This window comes from Amycolatopsis ruanii, from assembly GCF_003385175.1.
GTDB classification, from domain to species: Bacteria; Actinomycetota; Actinomycetes; order Mycobacteriales; family Pseudonocardiaceae; genus Amycolatopsis_E; species Amycolatopsis_E thermalba.
Window position 1 is genome coordinate 55,615 of the sequence record NZ_PQHY01000001.1, and the last position, 19,939, is coordinate 75,553.

Annotated in this window: 21 protein-coding genes; 15 read left to right on the top strand and 6 right to left on the bottom strand. The window is 73.4% G+C overall.

The genetic code is table 11. The features are described 5' to 3' along the window. The first annotated feature begins 5 nt into the window (after positions 1 to 5). The 4 genes from D0D28_RS00290 (at position 6) to D0D28_RS00305 (ending at position 5,517) form a co-directional block, all read left to right on the top strand. Entirely contained in the window at positions 6 to 863 is an 858-nt protein-coding gene (locus D0D28_RS00290) for a diacylglycerol/lipid kinase family protein (RefSeq protein WP_116109101.1), read from the top strand. Between the two features lie 46 nt (positions 864 to 909). Continuing rightward, positions 910 to 3,660: a DEAD/DEAH box helicase gene (locus D0D28_RS00295; protein ID WP_116109104.1), complete on the top strand. Its 2,751-nt coding sequence runs from the start codon at positions 910 to 912 to the stop codon at positions 3,658 to 3,660. Positions 3,661 to 3,725: 65 nt separating this feature from the next. Continuing rightward, complete coding sequence (locus D0D28_RS00300; RefSeq protein WP_116109106.1) at positions 3,726 to 4,274, top strand: DUF4333 domain-containing protein; 549 nt, start codon at positions 3,726 to 3,728, stop codon at positions 4,272 to 4,274. Positions 4,275 to 4,314: 40 nt separating this feature from the next. Continuing rightward, positions 4,315 to 5,517, top strand: coding sequence for a GNAT family N-acetyltransferase (locus D0D28_RS00305; protein WP_116109108.1), 1,203 nt, complete (start codon positions 4,315 to 4,317; stop codon positions 5,515 to 5,517). A gap of 416 nt (positions 5,518 to 5,933) precedes the next feature. On the opposite strand, the gene D0D28_RS00315 is transcribed toward D0D28_RS00305, so the two are convergent. Further along, on the bottom strand, positions 5,934 to 6,689 hold the full coding sequence (locus D0D28_RS00315) for a TetR/AcrR family transcriptional regulator (RefSeq protein ID WP_116109114.1): 756 nt from the start codon (positions 6,687 to 6,689) through the stop codon (positions 5,934 to 5,936). Positions 6,690 to 6,774: 85 nt separating this feature from the next. Between D0D28_RS00315 and D0D28_RS00320 the strand changes: the two genes are divergently transcribed. Together D0D28_RS00320 and D0D28_RS00325 are read left to right on the top strand one after the other, a co-directional pair. Further along, on the top strand, positions 6,775 to 7,722 hold the full coding sequence (locus D0D28_RS00320; RefSeq protein WP_275895875.1) for an ATP-binding cassette domain-containing protein: 948 nt from the start codon (positions 6,775 to 6,777) through the stop codon (positions 7,720 to 7,722). Continuing rightward, entirely contained in the window at positions 7,719 to 8,504 is a 786-nt protein-coding gene (locus tag D0D28_RS00325) for an ABC transporter permease (protein WP_116109119.1), read from the top strand. The genes D0D28_RS00320 and D0D28_RS00325 overlap by 4 nt, the downstream gene beginning before the upstream one ends. 213 nt (positions 8,505 to 8,717) lie before the next feature. Here the strand turns inward: D0D28_RS00325 and D0D28_RS00330 are convergent, their stop codons facing one another. Both D0D28_RS00330 and D0D28_RS00335 read right to left on the bottom strand, forming a co-directional pair. Continuing rightward, positions 8,718 to 9,911 carry an ABC transporter permease gene (locus tag D0D28_RS00330; protein ID WP_116109121.1) on the bottom strand — a complete coding sequence of 398 codons (1,194 nt, stop codon included), beginning with the start codon at positions 9,909 to 9,911 and terminating at the stop codon, positions 8,718 to 8,720. Continuing rightward, positions 9,908 to 10,822 carry an ABC transporter ATP-binding protein gene (locus D0D28_RS00335; RefSeq protein ID WP_162830942.1) on the bottom strand — a complete coding sequence of 305 codons (915 nt, stop codon included), beginning with the start codon at positions 10,820 to 10,822 and terminating at the stop codon, positions 9,908 to 9,910. Before D0D28_RS00335 ends, D0D28_RS00330 begins: the two co-directional genes overlap by 4 nt. Before the next feature lie 84 nt (positions 10,823 to 10,906). On the opposite strand from D0D28_RS00335, the gene D0D28_RS00340 reads away from it, so the two are divergent. Genes D0D28_RS00340 through D0D28_RS00350 form a run of 3 tightly spaced genes read left to right on the top strand, consistent with a single transcriptional unit; the run spans position 10,907 to position 12,641 of the window. Beyond that, on the top strand, positions 10,907 to 11,800 hold the full coding sequence (locus D0D28_RS00340; protein WP_116109123.1) for an SPFH domain-containing protein: 894 nt from the start codon (positions 10,907 to 10,909) through the stop codon (positions 11,798 to 11,800). Further along, a complete protein-coding gene (locus D0D28_RS00345; protein ID WP_094002947.1) occupies positions 11,801 to 12,016 on the top strand; it encodes a hypothetical protein in 216 nt (71 codons plus the stop codon). It begins immediately after the preceding gene. Beyond that, a complete protein-coding gene (locus tag D0D28_RS00350) occupies positions 12,003 to 12,641 on the top strand; it encodes a GOLPH3/VPS74 family protein (protein WP_094002948.1) in 639 nt (212 codons plus the stop codon). Before D0D28_RS00345 ends, D0D28_RS00350 begins: the two co-directional genes overlap by 14 nt. Positions 12,642 to 12,972: 331 nt before the next feature. On the opposite strand, the gene D0D28_RS00355 is transcribed toward D0D28_RS00350, so the two are convergent. After that, on the bottom strand, positions 12,973 to 13,908 hold the full coding sequence (locus D0D28_RS00355) for a 5'-3' exonuclease H3TH domain-containing protein (protein WP_162830943.1): 936 nt from the start codon (positions 13,906 to 13,908) through the stop codon (positions 12,973 to 12,975). A 52-nt stretch (positions 13,909 to 13,960) separates the two neighbouring features. On the opposite strand from D0D28_RS00355, the gene D0D28_RS00360 reads away from it, so the two are divergent. Genes D0D28_RS00360 through D0D28_RS00375 form a run of 4 tightly spaced genes read left to right on the top strand, consistent with a single transcriptional unit; the run spans position 13,961 to position 16,100 of the window. Further along, positions 13,961 to 15,103, top strand: coding sequence for a M24 family metallopeptidase (locus D0D28_RS00360; RefSeq protein WP_094002950.1), 1,143 nt, complete (start codon positions 13,961 to 13,963; stop codon positions 15,101 to 15,103). Continuing rightward, positions 15,100 to 15,552 carry an Lrp/AsnC family transcriptional regulator gene (locus tag D0D28_RS00365; RefSeq protein ID WP_017982434.1) on the top strand — a complete coding sequence of 151 codons (453 nt, stop codon included), beginning with the start codon at positions 15,100 to 15,102 and terminating at the stop codon, positions 15,550 to 15,552. Before D0D28_RS00360 ends, D0D28_RS00365 begins: the two co-directional genes overlap by 4 nt. A gap of 31 nt (positions 15,553 to 15,583) precedes the next feature. Beyond that, positions 15,584 to 15,808: a hypothetical protein gene (locus D0D28_RS00370; RefSeq protein WP_094002951.1), complete on the top strand. Its 225-nt coding sequence runs from the start codon at positions 15,584 to 15,586 to the stop codon at positions 15,806 to 15,808. After that, the gene (locus D0D28_RS00375; RefSeq protein ID WP_020417852.1) at positions 15,801 to 16,100 is read left to right on the top strand and encodes a hypothetical protein; all 300 of its coding nucleotides are present in this window, start codon (positions 15,801 to 15,803) and stop codon (positions 16,098 to 16,100) included. The genes D0D28_RS00370 and D0D28_RS00375 overlap by 8 nt, the downstream gene beginning before the upstream one ends. Here the strand turns inward: D0D28_RS00375 and D0D28_RS00380 are convergent. Then, positions 16,097 to 17,173 carry a GDSL-type esterase/lipase family protein gene (locus D0D28_RS00380; protein ID WP_205413149.1) on the bottom strand — a complete coding sequence of 359 codons (1,077 nt, stop codon included), beginning with the start codon at positions 17,171 to 17,173 and terminating at the stop codon, positions 16,097 to 16,099. The genes D0D28_RS00375 and D0D28_RS00380 overlap by 4 nt on opposite strands. 156 nt (positions 17,174 to 17,329) lie before the next feature. Between D0D28_RS00380 and D0D28_RS00385 the strand changes: the two genes are divergently transcribed. Both D0D28_RS00385 and D0D28_RS00390 read left to right on the top strand, forming a co-directional pair. Next, the gene (locus D0D28_RS00385; protein WP_094002952.1) at positions 17,330 to 17,563 is read left to right on the top strand and encodes a biotin/lipoyl-containing protein; all 234 of its coding nucleotides are present in this window, start codon (positions 17,330 to 17,332) and stop codon (positions 17,561 to 17,563) included. Positions 17,564 to 17,602: 39 nt separating this feature from the next. Beyond that, positions 17,603 to 17,932: a hypothetical protein gene (locus D0D28_RS00390; protein ID WP_094002953.1), complete on the top strand. Its 330-nt coding sequence runs from the start codon at positions 17,603 to 17,605 to the stop codon at positions 17,930 to 17,932. Between the two features lie 617 nt (positions 17,933 to 18,549). Here the strand turns inward: D0D28_RS00390 and D0D28_RS00405 are convergent. Then, positions 18,550 to 19,920 carry a KamA family radical SAM protein gene (locus tag D0D28_RS00405; RefSeq protein WP_116109128.1) on the bottom strand — a complete coding sequence of 457 codons (1,371 nt, stop codon included), beginning with the start codon at positions 19,918 to 19,920 and terminating at the stop codon, positions 18,550 to 18,552. Between the last annotated feature and the right edge of the window lie 19 nt (positions 19,921 to 19,939).

A 19,939-nucleotide genomic window follows, 5' to 3' on the forward strand; every position in this document is an offset into this window, starting at 1 on the left:
CCACCATGGGTATCCGCGCGGCCCTGGCCGTCCACCCCGACACCGGCCGCGGTGCGGCGGCCAGGATCGCCGGCACCGTGGCCGCCCGGCTGCGTGCCGGGGTGGACCGCCTGGACCTGCTCGGCACCACGGCCCCGGGGGATCTGCCGGACGGGCTCGACGCGCTGGTCGTCCTCGGCGGCGACGGGGCCGTGCACCACGCCGTCCAGTACTGCGCCGCCACCGGCACCCCGCTCGGGCTCGTCCCGGCCGGCACCGGCAACGACCTCGCCCGCGGGCTCGGCGTCCCCCTCGACCCGCTGGCCGCGGCCGACGCCGTCGTGACCGCGCTGCGGGAGCGGCGCCACCGCGCCGTCGACCTCGGCCACGCCGGCGGCACCTGGTTCGCCACCGTCCTGTGCACCGGGTTCGACGCCGCCGTCAACGCCCGCGCCACCCGCCTGCGGTGGCCGTCCGGCCCGCACCGCTACGACGTCGCCGTCCTGGCCGAGCTCGCCGCGTTCCGGGCCCGCCCGGTCACCCTCACCACCGACACCGGGCGCCTCGACCTCGACGCCACCCTCGTCGCCATCGGCAACACCCCGTTCTACGGCGCCGGCATGCGGATCTGCCCGCACGCCGACCCCGCCGACGGGCTCTTCGACATCACCGTCGTCGGCCGCGCCACCCGCGCCGACCTGCTGCGGATCCTGCCCGGCCTGCGCCACGGACGGCACCTGCGCCACCCGGCCGTGCGCACCCTGCGCGCCCGCGAGGTGCGCATCGAGACCACCGGCTGGCCCCTCTGCGCCGACGGCGAGATGCTGCCCGGCGGCGCGGTCACCGCCCGTTGCCACCGCGGCGCGCTCACCATCCTGGGGTGACACCCACCGCATGCGTCCCGGACACCGCATGTGACACCCTGACGAGGTGGCCCCTCGCCCTTCCGTGTCGCCGGCCGAGGCCTACCAGGCTTCCAAGCGCCGCGCCCAGTACCCCCAGCTGACCCGCTTCGCCGACGAGGCGGACTTCGGGTTCGACGACTTCCAGATCCGCGGCTGCCGCGCCCTGGAGGACGGCCACGGCGTGCTCGTGTGCGCGCCCACCGGCGCCGGCAAGACCGTGGTCGGCGAGTTCGCCGTGCACCTCGCGCTCGCCGAGGGCCGCAAGTGCTTCTACACCACGCCCATCAAGGCGCTGTCCAACCAGAAGTACGGCGACCTCGTGCAGCGCTACGGCGCCGACACCGTCGGCCTGCTCACCGGCGACACCGCGATCAACGGCAACGCCCAGATCGTGGTGATGACCACCGAGGTCCTGCGCAACATGCTCTACGCGGGCTCCTCGGCCATCGACGACCTCGGCTACGTGGTGATGGACGAGATCCACTACCTCGCCGACCGGTTCCGCGGCGCGGTGTGGGAAGAGGTCATCCTGCACCTGCCCGAGTACGTGCGGGTCGTCGGCCTGTCCGCCACCGTCAGCAACGCCGAGGAGTTCGGCGAATGGCTGGTCACCGTCCGCGGCGACACCACCGTGGTGGTCGACGAGCACCGGCCCGTGCCGCTGTGGCAGCACATGATGGTCGGCAACCGGCTGCTCGACCTGTTCGCCGACGACGGCTCCGCCGGTGAGCTGCGGATCAACCCGGGGCTGCTGCGGCGCGTCGAGGAGGTCGGGCGCATGCACGCCCCGGCGGCGCTGCGCCGGGGCCGCGGCGGCCGCCAGTACTCGCGCGGCCCCCGGTTCCGGCCGCCGTCGAGGGTGGACATGATCACCCGCTTGGACGCCGCCGGGCTGCTGCCGGCGATCGTGTTCATCTTCTCCCGCGCCGGCTGCGACGCCGCCGTGGGCCAGGTGGTCCGCTCCGGGCTGCGGCTGAACACCCCGGAGGAGGCCGCCGAGGTGCGCCGCATCGTCGACACGCGCACCAAGGACCTGCCCGAGGGCGACCTGGGCGTGCTCGGGTACTGGGAGTGGCGCGAGGCGCTGGAGAACGGCATCGCCGGGCACCACGCCGGGCTGCTGCCCGCGTTCAAGGAGACCGTCGAGGAACTGTTCGTGCGCGGCCTGGTCAAGGTCGTGTTCGCCACCGAGACGCTGGCGCTGGGCATCAACATGCCCGCCCGCACCGTCGTGCTCGAACGGCTGGTCAAGTACAACGGCGAGGCCCACGTCGACCTGACCCCGGGCGAGTACACCCAGCTCACCGGCCGCGCCGGGCGCCGCGGCATCGACGTCGAGGGCCACGCGGTCGTGGTGTGGCAGCCGGGCGTGGACCCCAAGGCCGTCGCCGGGCTCGCCTCGACCCGCACCTACCCGCTGCGGTCGTCGTTCCGGCCCGGCTACAACATGGCGATCAACCTGGTCGCCCAGCTCGGCCACGAACAGGCCCGTGAGCTGCTGGAGCAGTCCTTCGCCCAGTTCCAGGCCGACCGGTCCGTGGTGGGCCTGTCCCGGCGCATCGAGAAGAACCGCGAGGCGCTCAAGGGCTACGCCGAGGCCGTCACCGGCGACTTCGACGCGATGCTCGACTACGCCGGGCTGCGCAAGAAGATCTCCGACCGGGAGAAGGCGCTGGCGCGGCAGAACACCGCCGCCCGCCGCGCCGACACCGCGGTCTCGCTGGAGAAGCTGCGCAAGGGCGACGTCATCGCCGTCCCCGCCGGGCGCCGCGCCGGGCTCGCGGTGGTGATCGACCCCGGTCTGGACCCGGTGCGCGAGCCGCGCCCGGTCGTGGTGACCGAGGACCGGTGGTCCGGGCCGCTGTCGCTGTCCGACTTCTCCGCGCCCGTGGAGCCGCTGGGCCGGATCAAGCTGCCCCGGCACGTCGAGCTGCGCTCACCCAAGACCCGCCGGGACATCGCCTCCCACCTGCGCGACTCCGGGATCTCCCTGCCCGGCCGCCAGAAGCGGCGGTCCGGCGCCAACGAGGACGGTGAGCTGGCCGCGCTGCGCCGCGCCCTGCGCGCCCACCCCTGCCACGGGCTGGCCGAACGCGAGGCCAACATCCGCTGGGTCGAGCGCTACCACCGGCTGGCCGCCGAAACCGAGCAGCTGGAACGCCGCGTCGCCGCCACCACCCACTCGCTGGCGCGCGCGTTCGACCGCATCCGGGCGCTGCTGGCCGAACGCGGCTACCTCGCCGAGGACGAAGACCGCGTCACCGAGCACGGCGCCCGCCTGGCCCGCCTCTACAGCGAGTCCGACCTGCTCGCCGCCGAATGCATCCGCCACGGCGTGTGGGAGGGCCTGACCCCGCCCGAGCTGGCCGCGGTCGTGTCCACCCTGGTGTTCGAAGCCCGCCGCGACTCGCCCGGCGAGCCGCGGCTGCCCGCCGGCGGCGTGCCCAAGGCGTGGCAGGAGACCGCCAAGATCTGGACCGACCTCGCCGAGGACGAGCGGCGCCACCGCCTGGACCGCACCCGCGAACCCGACGCCGGGTTCGCCTGGCCGGTGTACCGGTGGGCGCGCGGCGAGTCACTCGAAAAGGTGCTCACCGCCGCCGACGCCAACGGGCAGGAACTGTCCGCCGGGGACTTCGTGCGCTGGTCCCGCCAGGTCGTCGACCTGCTCGACCAGATCAAGACGGTGCTCGGGCGGGCCGACCCGGTCGGTGACGCGGCCGCCCAGGCGGTCAAGGCGCTGCGGCGCGGGGTCGTGGCGGCGGGCGCCGAGTAGCGCGCCCCACCCAGCGTTGTGGTTGGATCGCGCTGAGCGAGGGACGATCAGCGGAGGCACGCAGCATGAGCACGCCCCACGGCGGCACCGGGCCCCAGCAGTGGAGCCAGCAGCCCGGCTACGGACAGCAGCAACCCCAGTACGGGCAGGCGCCGGGGTATCCCCAGCCCCAGCAGCCCCAGCCGCAGCAGCCTCAGTACGGGCAGCAGTACCCGCCGCCGCAGTACGGCGCCCAGCAGTACCCGGCAGCGCAGCAGTACCCCGCGCAAGGCGCCTACGGGCAGCAGCCGAAGAAGAAGGGCGCCAAGGGCCTGCTGATCGGGCTCGGCGCGCTGGTCGTCGTGGTGGCGGCGTTCTGCGTCACCGCGTTCCTGGCGCCCGGGTTCCTCAAGACCACCGTGCTGAGCCAGAGCGCCGTGCAGGACGGCGTCAAGCAGATCCTCACCGGCAACTACCAGCTCACCGACGTCAGCGACGTGCAGTGCCCGGCCGATCAGGAGGTCAGGTCGGGGGCCACGTTCGACTGCGCCGCGGTGGTCAACGGCCAGGGCAAGACCGTCACCGTGACGATCAAGGACGACGCCGCCAACTACGAGGTGGCCTACCCCCGGTAATTGGCTGGCGTGCGGCCGTGCCGTCGGCAACGATCGCGTGGTGAGTGACTACACCGTGCGCACGTTGCGACCCGACGAGCACCGCACCGCCGCCGACCTGTTCCGTCTCACCCTCCACCACGTCCCCGCGACCGACGAGACGTGGCGGCGGTTCACCGAACGCATGCTGCAGCCCGGCCGCACCCTGGGCGCCTTCGACACCGAGCTGATCGGCACCGTCCGCTCGTTCGACGCCGAGATCACCCTGCCCGGCGGCGCCCGCGCCGGGGTCGCCGCGGTCACCGGCGTCGGCGTCCGGCCCGACCGGACCCGCCGCGGGATCCTCACCGAGCTCATGCGCGCCCAGCTCACCGACATCGCCTCGCGCGGCCTGCCCTTCGCCGCGCTGCGCGCCAGCGAAGGCGTCATCTACAACCGCTTCGGCTACGGCGTCACCACACGCAGCCGCAGCTACCGGATCGACCGGCGCCGCGCCGTGCTCCGCGCGGACGTCCCGGCCGCCGGGCAGGTCGAGCTGTGGCCGCTGGACACCGCGCTGGAGCGGCTGCCCGAGCTGTACGCGTCCCTGCCGCACACCCGCCCCGGCATGATGACCCGCCCGCCGTACTGGTGGCCCGGCTGGGAACGGCACGCCCGCGAAGCGACCAGCCCGGTCGTGACGGCCGTGCACCACGGCCCGAACGGCCCGGACGGCTACGTCGTCTACACCGTCGAGCGCAAGAACTGGAACGACCCCGCGGTGCTGGAGGTCCTCAGCCTGCACACCGCGACCGGTGAGGCGTTCAACGGGCTGTGGCGCTACCTGGTGGGCGTCGACCTCGTCGACACGCTGCGCGCCGAGGAACGCCCGGTGGACGAGCCGGCCGAGCTGCTGTTCACCGACCTCCGCGCGGTGCAGGACACCGGCGGCGGGGACGAGCTGTGGCTGCGGCTGGTGGACGTGCCGGCCGCGCTCGGCGCGCGCGAGTACGCCGGTGAGCCGGTCGTGCTGGAGGTGGTCGACCCGGTGCTGGAGACCAACTCCGGGCGCTACCAGGTGTCGCCGGACGGCGTCCGCCGCACCGGCGCGGCGGCGGATCTGCGGCTCGGGGTGGACGCGCTGGCCATGATCTACCTCGGCGCGTGGCGGCCCTCGCTGCTGGCCGCCGCCGGGCGGATCCAGCCGGCGGACCCGGCGGTGCTGTTGCGGGCCGACCGGCTGTTCGCCACATCCGTTCCCGCGTGGTGTGGTACCCACTTCTGACCAGCCTGTCCTGGGGGTGATCGGTACGGTGCGCGACGCGGTCTCCCGGTTCCGAGCCGTGACCGGCTTCCTTCCCCGCCGAGCGCCGGTTCGGCGCCTTCGCCGGCGGGAAAACGGTTTCCGCGGCCGCACCATCTACGGCCGCTTCGGCTACGGCATCGCCAGCCGCGGCCGGACCCTGCGCGTCACCGGCGCGCAGGGTCCGCGCCGACGCCCCTTCCGGTGGTGACGTGCGGCTGATCGGCACCGCCTGATCGGCGAACACCAGGTCGCCGTCCACAGTGGACCGCGCGGGGACGATGGTTTCGTGCTGTTCCGCACCGAGGACGTGCGCCAGCGTCTCCGGGCCGGTGCGCAGGTCCGCGGCCGCGGTGGTGGCCCCGGCCCGGCCGGGGGTGATGCGGTAGCGGCCAGAATCAGCTCCGCGACGCGATGAGCGCCTCGACGCCGTCCAGGATGCGCGCCAGGCCGAACTCGAACGCGTGCGGATCGGCCGGTGCCTGGTAGGCCTCGCCGGCGGCGGAGCCCACCCGGGCGGCCACCGGGAACCGCTCCGGGTCGAAGATCCGCTCCAGCAGCGGCGCGTAGGACTCCCACCACTGGACGTCGTTCTGGCCGCTGCGCCGCGCCGCCTGCTCGGTCTCGATCACCCCGCGCATGGCGGTGTGCACGAACCCCAGCACCAGCGCCAGCACCTGGTCCATCTCGACGTCGGTGAGCCCGGTGCCCTCCAGCGCGCGCAACTCGTAGTCGTACTTGGCGATCACGTTCGGGCCCATCGGCGGACGGGCCGTGGCGACCTGCAGCAGCCACGGATGCCGCCGGTACACCGCCGCGTTCTCGCGCGCGACCTGCTCCAGCCGGCCCCGCCAGCCGCCCGGCACGTCCTCCGGGCGCGCGGTCTCGGCCACCACCGCGTCGACCATCAGGTCCAGCAGCTCGGCCTTGCCGGGCACGTAGGTGTAGAGCGACATCGTGCCGACGCCCAGTTCCTCGGCGACCTTGCGCATCGACAGCGCCGCCAGGCCCGCGGCATCGGCGAGTTCGATCGCGACCCGGGTGACCTCCTCGACGGTGAACCTGGCCTTCGGGCCCCTCGACGGCGGCTCCTGCAGACCCCACAGGAGCTCGAGGCTGCGTTTCGGATCGCCGCTCGCGCTGAACTCGGTCATCTCGGGAGCCATTCTGCCGGTAACGAACTCCGTACGGCGTACGATAGTTTGTCCGTACAGCATACGGAGTTGAAGGAGGCGGGTGTTGACCACCGAAAACGCCGTCGTGGCCGAGGGGCTGCGCAAGCGCTACGGCGACAAGACCGTGCTCGCGGACCTGGACCTGACGGTGCCGGCCGGGACCGTGTTCGGCCTGCTCGGCCCCAACGGCGCGGGCAAGACCACCTGCGTGCGCATCCTGGCCACGCTGCTGCGGCCCGACGCCGGGAAGGTCCTGGTCGCCGGGTTCGACGCCCGGCGCCAGGCCGCGCAGGTCCGCTACCGGATCGGGCTGGTCGGGCAGCACGCCGCGGTGGACGAGGTGCTGTCCGGGCGGCAGAACCTGGAGATGTTCGGCCGGCTCTACCACCTCGGCGCACGCCGGGCGCGGCAGCGGGCCGGGGAGCTGCTGGCCCGGATGGGGCTGGCCGAGGCGGGGGACAAGCCGGTGAAGCAGTACTCCGGCGGCATGCGGCGGCGGCTCGACCTCGCCGCCGGGCTGCTGCGCTCGCCCGAGGTGCTGTTCCTCGACGAGCCGACCACCGGCCTGGACCCGCGTGGCCGCAGCGAGGTGTGGGCCGCGGTGCGGGAGCTGGTCGCCGACGGCACCACGGTCCTGCTCACCACGCAGTACCTGGACGAGGCCGACCAGCTCGCCGGGCGCATCGCCGTGCTCGACCGCGGCGGGATCGTCGACGAGGGCACCCCGGCCGAGCTGAAGTCCCGGCTGGGCGGCGACCGGGTCGAGGTCGTGCTGCGGGACGCCGCCGATCTGCCCGCCGCGGCGGCGCTGGCGAGCCGCGTCACCGGGGCGGAAGCCGACCTGAGCGAGGGTGGCCTGAGCGTGCCGGTGTCCGACCGGGTGCGCGGCCTGACCGGGCTCGCCGCCGCCTACGACGAGGCCGGGATCGGCATCGCCGACCTCACCCTGCGCCGCCCCACGCTGGACGAAGTGTTCCTGAAGCTGACCGCACGCGAGGAGGTGCCGGCATGACCACCCTGCGGTGGACGATCGCCGACGGCTGGACCATGACCCGGCGGGAGCTGGCGCACTGGGCGCGCCAGCCCGCGCCGGTGATCGTCGGGCTGCTGTTCCCGGTCCTGACCCTGGTGATGTTCGGATACCTGTTCGGCGGCGCGATGGCCGCGCCGGGGGACTACCGCGAGTTCCTGGTGCCCGGCATGTTCGCGCTGGCCATGGTGTTCGGCATCGAATCCACCTACACCGCGATCGCCACCGACGTGGCGCGTGGCTCCACCGACCGGTTCCGCTCCCTGCCGATGGCCGCGTCCGCCCCGGTGGCCGGGCGCGCGGTGGCCGACCTGCTCAACTCGGTGGCCGGTCTGGTGGTGCTGGCCGGGTTCGGGTGGCTGACCGGGTGGCGCTGGCACCACGGCCTCGGGGCGGCCCTGGCCGCGTTCGGGCTGCTGGTGCTGCTGCGGTTCGGGATCCTGTGGCTGGGGCTCTACCTCGGGCTGGTCGCGAAAGGCCCGGAGAGCGTGGTCGCGCTGCAGATCCTGGTGTGGCCGCTGGGTTTCCTGTCCAACGTGTTCGTCTCACCCGGCACGATGCCCGGCTGGCTCGGCGCGGTGGCCGACGCCAACCCGCTGTCGGCCACCGCGGCCGCGGTGCGGGAACTGTTCGGCAACCCGGGCTGGCACAGCGGCGGCTGGTTCGCCGAGCACGCCCTGCTGCTGGCCGTGCTGTGGCCGGTGGCGCTGATCGCGGTGTTCCTGCCGCTGTCGGTGCGCCGCTACCGGCGGCTGAGCCGCTAGGCCGGGAAGCCGGGCCGCGCCGCCCGCACCGCGGCGGCGCGGCCCTTGGGCTCCTCGCTCCCGCCGTCCCAACCATTCCTCGCGCGACACGATCTTCGGCAGGTTCAACGGGACCCCCTCGTGGTGGAAGGCCGGCCCCGCCCCCAGGCGGGGCCGGCTGGCTTCCGACCCTAGGAGACGACCGGGCCGCCGGTCTTCTCCGTTCTTGCGCTCCTACGCCGCGCGCAGCGCCTCCCGGAAACCGACCTTCGCGCCGGTGCGCAGCACGGCGTTGCGGTAGATCCGCGCCGACAGCCACACCAGCACCGGGATCAGCGCCACGACCAGCCCGACCGACAGGATCGCCTCCCACGGCGCCACCCCGCCCATCGCCAGCCGCATCGGCATCAGCGTCGGCGCGAACACTGGGATCACCGACAGGATCGCGACCAGCCCGCTGCCCGGATCGTTCGGCAGCACCGAGATCCCCACGACGTACCCGGCGATGACGAAGAACAACGCCGGCGTGATCGCGCCACCCACGTCCTCCTGCCGGGACACCAGCGCGCCCAGCCCGGCGAACACGATCGAGTACATCAGGAACCCGAGCAGGTACCACACGATCAGCCACACCACCGTGCCCGCCGCGGCCGACACCGAGATCGTCAGCACCCCGGTGGCCAGCCCGGCGACGATCCCGACCACCCCGATCACCACCATCTGGATCAGCCCCACCGCGCCGATGCCCAGCACCTTGCCGGTCATCAGCTGCCACGGCCGCACCGTCGCCAGCAGCAGCTCGACCACCCGGCTGGTCTTCTCCTCGACCACGCCCTGCGCCACCGACTGCCCGTTGAGCAGCAGCGACAGGTAGATCAGCACCCCGGCGATGATCCCCAGCACCAGCTGCTGCCCGTTGTAGGGGTAGGGCTGTTCCATCGGCCGCACGTCCACCCCGGCACCGGCGACCGCCGCGTTCACCTGCGCCGGATCACCCCCCAGGCCGGTGATCTGCTGGTTGAGGGCCAGCTGGCCGGCCAGCACGTTGAGCGCGGTGCGCAGGTTGCCGTCGAGGTCCTTCTTCACCACGACCTGCACGCGCGAGCCGTCACCGACCAGCAGCGCGTCCAGATCGCCGTCACCGACCTGGGCGCGGCCCGCGGCCTCGTCGGGCACCGTCCGCACGTCGACGGCCTCGCCGACCGCCTGCCCGGCGGCCTGCAGCGGCGCGGCCAGCGCCGACGCCGGCCCGGTCACGCGCACCGTGGCGTCCGCGCCACCACCGCCGATCAGCTTCAGCACCACGGTGAACCCGACGATCACCACCAGCAGCGCCAGCGTGCTCAGCCGGTAGGCCTTCGACCGCAACCGGATGCCGATCTCCCGCGACGCGATGAGCGAGACACCCGCCCAGCCACCCTGGTTCACGCCGCCACCTCCTCGGTCGTGACGACGTCCCGGAACAGCTCGGTCAGCGACTGCCGCCGCCGCGCGAACTCGTGCACCGGCCCGCTCGCCAGCGCCGCGCGCAGCACGGCCTGGTCGTCGGCGCCCTCGGCCAGCTCCAGCTCGGTGCGGCCGTCCGACTGGCCCAGCACCGTCACCCCGGGCAGCCCGTCGGCCCACCCGGGCGGCGCGGCCGGCGCGTCGACCAGCAGCCGCACCACCGAACCGGCCTGCAGCTCGGCCACCGTGCCGCAGGCGACCATCCGGCCGTCCCGCACGATGCCGATCCGGTCGCACAACCGCTCCACCAGGTCCAGCTGGTGGCTGGAGAACACCACCGGCACCCCCTCGGCGGCCTTCTCCCGCAGCACCTGGCTCATCACGTCGACCGCGACCGGGTCCAGCCCGGAGAACGGCTCGTCGAGCACCAGGATCGCCGGGTCGTGCACCAGCGCCGCGGCCAGCTGGACGCGCTGCTGGTTGCCCAGGCTGAGCTTCTGCACCTCGTCGTCGCGGCGGGCGGCCACCCCCAGCCGCTCGGTCCAGGTCTCCACCGACCGGCGCGCCGCCGCGGCCGGCATCCCGTGCAGCCGCGCCAGGTAGACCAGCTGCTCACCGACCTTCATCTTCGGGTAGAGCCCGCGCTCCTCGGGCATGTAACCGATGTGCCGCCGGGTCTCCAGCGTCACCGGCGCGCCGTCCCAGCGCACCTGGCCGTCGTCGGCCGCCAGGACCCCCAGCACGATCCGCATCGTCGTGGTCTTGCCCGCGCCGTTGCTGCCCACGAACCCGAACAGCTCACCGGCGCGCACGTCGAACGTCATGTCCGACAACGCCGTCCGTTCCCCGTACCGCTTCGTCAGGCCGTCGATCTCCAGTTGCCTGTCCGCCACGTCGTCCCCCTTCCGTGCAGCTGAAAAAGTGATATCACTATGCTACATTCGAGCCATCGAGGCAAGGGAGTGAGGGGAGTCCCCATGGAAACGGTCGTGGACATGCCGGCGCCGCGGACGCGGGAACGCCTGGTGCGTGCGGTCAACGGGTTCGTGATGCTGGGCGTCGCGGTGGTCCTGGCGGCCGGCGGGGTGGCGCCGGTGGTCGCCAGCGGCGGCTCGGCGGCGATGATCGCCGGCGGAGTGGTCGCCGTGCTCGCCGGGATCGTGCTGGCCGGCGGGCTGACCCCGGTCGCGCCGGGCGAGGCGCGCGTGGTGCAGCTGCTGGGCCGCTACGTCGGCACGCTGCGCACCGCCGGGCTGCAGTGGGTCAACCCGTTCACCCAGCGGCGCAAGGTCTCCACCCGCATCCGCAACCACGAGACCGGGGTCGCCAAGGTCAACGAGGCCGACGGCAACCCGATCGAGATCGCGGCGGTGGTCGTGTGGCAGGTCGCCGACACCGCGCAGGCCGTGTTCGAGGTCGACGACTTCGTCGAGTTCGTCGCCATCCAGAGCGAGACCGCGGTCCGGCACATCGCCAACGCCTACCCCTACGACAACGCCGACACCACCCGGCTGTCGCTGCGGGACAACGGCGACGAGATCACCGAGAAGCTGTCGGCGGAGATCGCCACCCGCGTCGCCTCGGCCGGGGTGAAGATCATCGAATCCCGCATCACCCACCTGGCCTACGCCCCGGAGATCGCCCAGGCGATGCTGCGGCGCCAGCAGGCCGGGGCCGTGGTGGCCGCGCGCCAGCGCATCGTGGAAGGCGCGGTCGGCATGGTGGAGATGGCGCTGGACCTGCTGGCGCGGCTGGACGTCGTCGAGCTGGACGAGGAACGCAAGGCCACGATGGTGAGCAACCTGCTCGTGGTGCTCGTCGGCGACCGCGACGCGCAGCCGGTCGTCAACACCGGGACGCTGTACCAGTAGATGCCGGCCGAACGGAAGAAGATCCTGCTGCGGCTCGACCCGGCCGTGCACGACGCGCTGGCGCGCTGGGCGGGTGAAGAGCTGCGCAGCACCAACGCGCAGATCGAGTTCCTGCTGCGCAAGGCCCTCGCGGACGCCGGGCGGCTGCCCCGCGAGGTGGGCCGCATGCGCCCCCGGGGGCGCCCGAAGAAGGGGGACGAGGATGGACACGCCTGACTCGCTGGCCGCGCGGCTCTTCCTGCTGGCCTACGACACGACCAAACAGCGCCTGGTGTCGCGGTCCGAACTGGGCTACGCCCTGCGGGCCGCGGCGCTGGCCGACCTGGTGCTCGGCGGCTACCTCGCCGACCACGGCGGCAAGGCGGCCCCGGCCAGTCCCGCGCCCGGGCTGGACCCGGTGCTCGAACTGGTCCTGCTGGAGATCACCGACAGCCCGCCCCGCTCGTGGCGGCGCTGGGTGTCCCGCCGCGCCAGCCGCATCCTGCCCCTGGTGCGCGAGCACCTGGCGGCCGAGCGGGTGATCAAGGTGGACTCGCGGCGCGTGCTCGGCCTGTTCCCGGTGCACCGGATCACGCTGCGCCGGCCGGCCGAGGCCAAGCGGCTGGCCGAGGAGGTGCGGCGCGCGGTGCGCGGCGGGCAGCCGGCCGCCCGGGTGGACCCGCGGCTGGGCGCGCTCTGCGCCCTGGCCGGCACCGCCGAGCTGCGCACGGTCTTCAGCCGCGGGGAACGGCGCCAGTACAAGGCACGGCTGGCCGAGCTGGGCCGCCCGGTCGAGCCGGTGGTGAAGGCACTGCGCAAGACGCTCCAGGCTCAGCGAGCAGCAGCCTCCTCCGGCAGCTGACCGCGAGTCCCACGCTCGGGCGCGCGAGTCCCACGCTCGGAAGCGTGAGTTCTGCGTTCAGGGCCGCGAGTTTCACGCTGGGCCCGGGGAGGGTGGCCTTCGTCGGCTGCAGCACGGCGCGCGCAGTAGGAGCGTGCCTGCGCCGCCCGGCCGGGCGGCGCCGCCTTTGGCTGCGAGTTCCACGCTCAGGAGCGTGAGTTCCACGCTCGGGAGCGTGAGTTCCACGCTCGGGAGCGTGAGTTCCGCGTTCGGAAGCCCAGGTCCGTGGTCGCGAGCGTGCGGTCCGGTCCAGGCCGCGTGCGGCCGCCACCTCCTGCCCGCCGGGGCCGGGTCAGCGGACGTTCGCGGTGAGGGCCTTGACCAGGCGTGTCGCCGAGCTGCCCAGGTTCCACCGCTGCGCCAGCTCGAGCACCCGGTCCGGATCGGCCGGGGACGCCGGCACCGCGTCGGAGCCCGACACCGACACCGGCGGGCCCGCGGCCACCCGGACCACGGTCGGCGCGACCCGCAGGTACTCCTCGGCCTCGGCGAGCTTCGCCCGCGTCTTCGGCGGCACGTCCTTGCTGCCCTCGGCGGCCGCGGCGATCAGCCCGTCGAGCGAGCCGAACTGCGTGATCAGCTTCGCCGCGGTCTTCTCGCCGATCCCGGCGACACCCGGCAACCCGTCGGACGGGTCGCCGCGCAGCACGGCCATCTCTGCGTAGGCGGCGCCGGCCCCGTCGACCGGCACGCCGTAGCGCTCGGCGATCTCCGCCGGGCCCAGCACCTCCGCCTTGGCCCAGCCCTTGCCCACGTAGATCACCGACGCCGGGGTCGGCTCGGTGCGCACCAGCTGGAACAGGTCCCGGTCCCCGGTGATCACCTCGACCGGATCGTCCTTCTCCCGGGCGGTCAGCGCGCCGATCACGTCGTCAGCCTCGTACCCGGCCGCCTCCGCGGTGGCGAACCCGAACGCCTCCAGCACCTCGAGGATGATCGGCACCTGCGGGGTCAGGGTGTCCGGCACCTCCTCCTCGTTCGCGACGGCGTCGGCCACCCGGTGCGCCTTGTAACTGGGCAGCAGGTCGGTGCGGAACTTCGGCCGCCAGTCCGCGTCCAGGCACGCCACCAGCCGCGAGGGCCGCCGGTCGGTGACGATCCGGGCCAGCGTGTCGGTGAACCCGCGCACCGCGTTGACCGGCGTGCCGTCCGGCGCGGTCATCGACTCGGGCAGCGCGTAGAACGAGCGGAAGTACAGGCTCGCGGAGTCCAGCAGGGCAAGTGTCACGGAGCACAGCCTGCCAGACGCGGTCCGGGCCCGGGCCAGATACGCTGCGTGCATGTCCTCCCGTGCACCCGAGATCCCAGCACTGGCCCCGGAAACCCTGCGCGCCCGGCTCGAGCGGGCCCGCGCGGCCACCGCCGACGCCGGCACCGACGCCCTGCTCATCGCGCCGGGCTCGGACCTGCGGTACCTGATCGGCGAGGCCGGCGGCTCCTTCGAGCGGCTGACGACCCTCGTGGTGCCCGCCGAGGGCACCCCGGCGCTGGTCGTGCCGAAGCTGGAGGCTCCCGGTTACGCGGCGGTGCCCACCGAGGAACTCGGCGTCGAGGTGGTCACCTGGGTCGACGGTGAGGACCCCTACCGGATGGTCGCCGACCGGCTCGGCAAGCCCGGCCGGGTCGCGGTCAGCGACGGGCTGATCGCCCTGCACGTGCTCGCCTTCCGCGCCGCGCTCGGCACGGCTGAGCAGACGCTGGCCGGCCCGGTGATCCGCGAGCTGCGGATGCGCAAGGACGCCGCCGAGATCGACGCGCTGCGCCGCGCCGGCGCCGCGATCGACCGCGTGCACGCCCGCGTCGCCGAGTGGCTGCGTCCCGGCCGCACCGAGGCCGAGGTGGGCGCCGACATCGCCGTCGCGATCGTCGAGGAGGGCCACCTGCACGCCGACTTCGTGATCGTCGGCTCCGGCCCCAACGGCGCCAGCCCGCACCACGACGTGTCCGGCCGGGTCGTCGAGCGCGGCGACGTGGTGGTGGTCGACATCGGCGGCCCGATCCCCGAGGGCTACAACTCCGACTCCACCCGCACCTACGCGATCGGCGAGCCGCGCGACGCCGACGTGGCCGAGACCTACGCGGTCCTGCAGCGCGCGCAGCGGGCGGCAGTCGAGGCGGTGCGGCCCGGCGTGGCCGCGCAGTCGGTCGACGCCGCGGCGCGCCGGATCATCGCCGGCGCCGGGTACGGGGAGTTCTTCATCCACCGCACCGGGCACGGCATCGGCCTCGACGTGCACGAGGAGCCCTACATCGTCGAGGGCAACGACCTGGTCCTGGAGCCGGGCATGGCGTTCAGCGTCGAGCCGGGCATCTACCGGCCGGGCCGGTGGGGCGCCCGCATCGAGGACATCGTGGTGGTCACCGCCGACGGGGCCGAAGCACTCAACCAGCGCCCGCACGAGCTCGTCGTGCTCGACTCGTGAGCGGGCCGCTGGAGCCGCTGGACCAGGCGATCGCGCGGGAGCTGGCCGGCGACGGCCGCTGCTCCTTCACCGACCTGGCCGAGCGGGTGGGGCTGTCGGTGTCGGCGGTGCACCAGCGCGTGCGGCGGCTGGAGCAGCGCGGCGTGATCCAGGGGTACGTGGCGCGGCTGGACAGCGAGCAGATCGGGCTGCCGCTGACCGCGCTGATCTCGCTGACGCCGAACGACCCGGCCGCGCCGGACGACTACCCGCAGCGCATCGAGCACATCCGCGAGATCGAGTCGTGTTACTCGGTGGCCGGCGACGAGTCCTACATCCTGCTGGTGCGCGTGGCCTCGCCGCGGGACCTGGAGGACCTGCTGCGCCGGATCCGCGAGGCGGCGAAGGTGTCCACCCGGACGACGGTGGTGCTGTCCACTCCGTTCGAGGGCCGTCCGCCGACGGTGTGACAACCACCGGGCGAAGGGTACGATAAAAGGTATGGCAACTCGTAAGGTCACGCTCTCGCTGGACACGGCGGCCATCGAGTACGCCGAGCGCGCGGCGAAGGCGCACGGGATCTCCCTGTCGGCGTGGTTGTCCCGCGCCGCCCGGCGGGAGGCGGTCCGCACCGGCTACCGGGCCCCGGCCCGGCCCGACGCGGAGGCACTGGCGGCAGCCGACGAGGCGGAACTGGCCGCGGCGGAGAAGGACCTGGGTGCGTAAAGGCGAGATCTGGGCGTACAAGCCGCCCACCCAGCCGTCCCGGGAACGCACGGTGCTGCTGCTGTCCTCCGACGGCGTCAACGAGTCCGAACGGCCGTGGCTCATCGGCACCGAACTGCTGGAGGAGGACCCGCAGGACATCCTCGGCGTCGCCCTGGACAGCCGGTTCTGGATCTCGACGCTGTTCCTGACCCGCCTCTACCGCGGGTGGCTCGTCGAACGCATCGCCGAGATCGACCAGCAGACGCAGGAGCAGGTCGACATCGCCCTGCGCGCCGCCCTCGACCTCTAACCGGCGGTGACCGTCGCGGCCGGGTGGAGGTTGCCGTCCTGTCCCTTCAGGCACGCCGCCGCCGGGGCGTCGGTCGCCAGAAACTCGGTCAGGCAGCGGCCGAACTGGGCGTGCCCGTTGGCGTTGGGGTGGAACGATTCCTGAATGGCATGGCTCGCCCTGTCGGCGTCGGCCAGGTCGTTGAGCTGCAGCGTCAGCCGGCTGAACCACTCCGTGGAGGGGTCGGCGCCGCCGCTGCACGCCTCGTGGCCGAGCCCGGCGCGGGAGAGGTCCAGGAACCGGACCCCGGCCTGCGCCGCCGCCGAAGCCAGGCCGCGCGAGAGCACCGGCACGCCCTCCTCGACCACCCAGCGCAGGTCCTCGGTGCGGAACGGGCACCCGTTGAGGTTCTGCAGGTTCGCCGGGATCCCCGGGCCGATCGGCGCCGCGTAGGACTGCAGCACCAGCTGGTAGTCCCCGGGCTGGTACCCGGCCCGGGCGAGGACCGTCTTGATGTCGCCCAGCGCCGCGACCACCTTCGGCACCATCGCGTCCACCCGTTGCTGCCAGGTCGGGGCGATCGCGGTGCGGCAGGGCGCGTTGCCGGAGACGAACCACGCCTGGAAGCACTGCGAGATCAGCTGGGAGAAGTGCGGGTCGTCGTTGGCGCCCACGGCCACCACGATCGCCGCGACCCGGTGGGTCTTCACCAGCTCCGCCAGCTGCCCGGCCTGCGAGGGCTCGGTCCACTGCCGGGTGTCGCCGAGCCCGACCTGCGCGGCGGGCGCGCCGGAGCAGGCGAGGTTGACCTTCTCCACGATCCCCGGGATGTCGGTCTTCTCCACCGTCGCGTTGGGGGAGCGGTGGCACCAGTCGCCGTTGGTGCCGTTGGTGTCCGGCGTGTAGTCGCCGGCGCCTTCCCCGGACAGGGTGCTGTCGCCCATCGACACGATCGTCAGCGGGCCGGTGCCGGGCGGGCCGGGGCGGTCGACGGGCCCGGGTGGCGCGCTCGGCCCGGTGAACGCGAACATCCCCACCAGCACCAGGACGAAGAGCAGGACGCCCCCGCCGATCCACCACCGAAACCGTCGCACCGGTGGCAGTTTAGAGAAGCCGGGCCAAAGCCCTTGTGAGCCCGGTGCCCATGATCATTCGCGCCGCCCGCCCCGGGGTTCAGGACGGGTGACGCGCTTGCCAGAACCGCGTGGCGCGGCACATCCTGGACGTTCCGGGCAGGAGGTGGTCGCGCCGTGACCGACGTGCTGTTCCCGCTGCTGTCGGAGTCCGATCCCGACGCCGAGGGCGTGGTGGCGACGTGGTTCGTCCACGACGGCGAACGCGTCGCCGAGGGCGATCTGCTCGCCGAGGTCGCCTTGGACAAGGCCGACGTGGAGATCTCCGCGCCCGCGGCCGGGGTCGTGCGGCTGCTGGCGAAGGAGGGCGACGCGCTGGTGCAGGGCGCGTTGATCGCGCGCGTGGAGTGAGCGGGTTTCCCGCCCCGGCCGGCGGGGAAGACTCCGACGATGCGGTGCAGGTTCTGCGACACCCCGCCGGCGGCCGGTGAGCGCCGCGTGCCCGGTCCGTCCGGGCCGATCTGCGCCCGCTGCGTGGAAACCGGGCTCGGCCTCGTCCGCGACGGCCGCCCGCGCACCAGCCGGGGTGGCACGGAGCTGGACCGGGTCCGGGCCGGGGGAGCGCCGTGCGAATTCTGCGACCGCACGGACCGGCGCACCTTCCTCGGCTTCACCCGCGGCCTGCCGCGCATGCGCTGTGCCCAAACCGGCGCCGTGATCTGCCACGACTGCCTCGACCACAGCGGCAACCTGCTCAACCAGGCGCTGCGGCACGTGTGAGGAACCCGGTCTCGCGGCGGACCATCACCGTGCGCGCGGCCGGCGTGTCGTAACCGAGCGCCGAGGCGACCGCCGTCACGGTCGCGCCGGTCGCGAGGAGCCGGATCGCGTGCAGGACGCAGGCCCGCTGGCACCGCCGCTGGAATTCCCCTCAGGGGCGCGCAGCCGCGGTACTCCGGCTCGATGCCGACGGTGCCGAACAACAGTTCCCCGCAGCAGTGGGAAAACCGCGACGACCCGGCACCGGGCGGGAAACCCCGGCACGGCGGCGGGTTCGAGGTAGAGGCTGCGGGTGCTGACGTATCAGGACCTGGTGCGGCCTCCGCGGCGGGATGAGGACCGGCGGCCCCGGGGGCACGGTCCAGGCACCCTCGCCGCTTTCGACCGGTGATGGTGGTGAACTCCCTGGCCGCCACCGTCACCGAGGCCCGCGCCGGCCGTGTGCGCCGGGACCGCGTGTGGCCGCTGATCGCGTCCGCGCGCTCGGCGCCGTCGTCGGCTCACTGGCCGCGACCCGCCTGCCCGGAGGGATCCTGCACGCCGCGTTCGTCGCCTACCCGGCAACCACGTTCGTGGACTGCCTCCCGCGGGGCCGGGATCGCCGCGGCCTGTCCGTCTCAGCCCTGCGCCGCCCACCAGGTGCGGCCCTGCTCGGGCAGCGTGGAGATCGGGTCGTAGAACGGGTAGCGGCGGCGCAGCGCCTCGGGGTCGGCGTGTTCGATTCCGGTGCGGTAGTTCTTCGTCCAGTAGGAGATGCCGCGCTCCCGGTCGTACTCGGCGACCTGGTGCACCCACCGCTTCCCGACGTAGGGCACGTCGCACACGATGCGGGGCGTCGCGTATCCCGGCAGGTAGCCCATGATCGCGTGCTGCAGGTCCTGCGCCTCCCACACCGCCAGCCGCCAGTGCTCGGCGTTGGGGATCATGTCGCACAGGTAGAAGTAGTACGGCAGGATGTTCGCCTCACCCTGCAGCGCGAAGCACAGATCGAGCAGCGCCGCCGGGGTCGCGTTCACCCCGCGCATCAGCACCCCCTGGTTGCGCACGTCCCGCACCCCGACCTCCAGCGCGGTCCGCGCCGCCTCGGCCACCAGCGGCGTCACCGATTGGACGTGGTTGACGTGTGTGTGGATCGCCAGGTTCACCCCGCGCCGCCGCGCGGTGCCGGCCACCCGCTCCAGCCCCTCGACGATCTTGGGCTGCAGCCAGTGCTGCGGCATCCCGGCCAGCGCCTTGGTCGCCAGCCGGATGTCGCGCACCGTCTCGATGTCCAGCAGCCGCATCAGGAACGACTCCAGCTGGTGCCACGGCACGTTCGCCACGTCCCCGCCGGAGACCACCACGTCCCGCACCCCGGGGGTGCGGCGCAGGTAGCCGATCATCGCGTCCTGGCGGTCTGCCGGCTTGAGGTCCAGCTTGTGCTTGACCACCTGCTCGGTCGAGTTGCCCACCAGGTCCATCCGGGTGCAGTGGCCGCAGTACTGGGGGCAGGTCGAGATCAGCTCGGCCAGCACCTTGGTGGGGTAGCGGTGGGTCAGGCCCTCCACCACCCACATCTCGGCCTCGTGGAGCGAGTCGCGCGCCGAGTGCGGGTGGCTGGGCCACTCCGGGTCGCGGTCGCTGCGCACCGGCAGCATGTAGCGGCGGATCGGATCGGCGTAGAACGCCTCGGTCGACTCGACCGACATGGTGTTGAGCATCTGCGGCGGCACCAGCATGGACATCGTCGCCAGCTCGCGCTGGTCGGCGGCCAGGTCGTCGTAGAAGCGGTCCGCGACGAGGTCGCCCAGCACCGCCCGCAGCTGCTTGATGTTGCGCACGCAGTGCACCCGCTGCCACTGGGCGTCCCGCCACTGCGCCTCGGTCACCTCGCGCCACCCGGGGAACCGGCGCCAGTCCGGTTCGGTCAGCTCGGTGCGGCGGTAGGCGTAGGGCTGGTCGGCGACATCGGTGGTGTCGGCGGGGGAGACTTCCTGGATCGCAGTCAACTCTGCTCCTCGTCGGCGC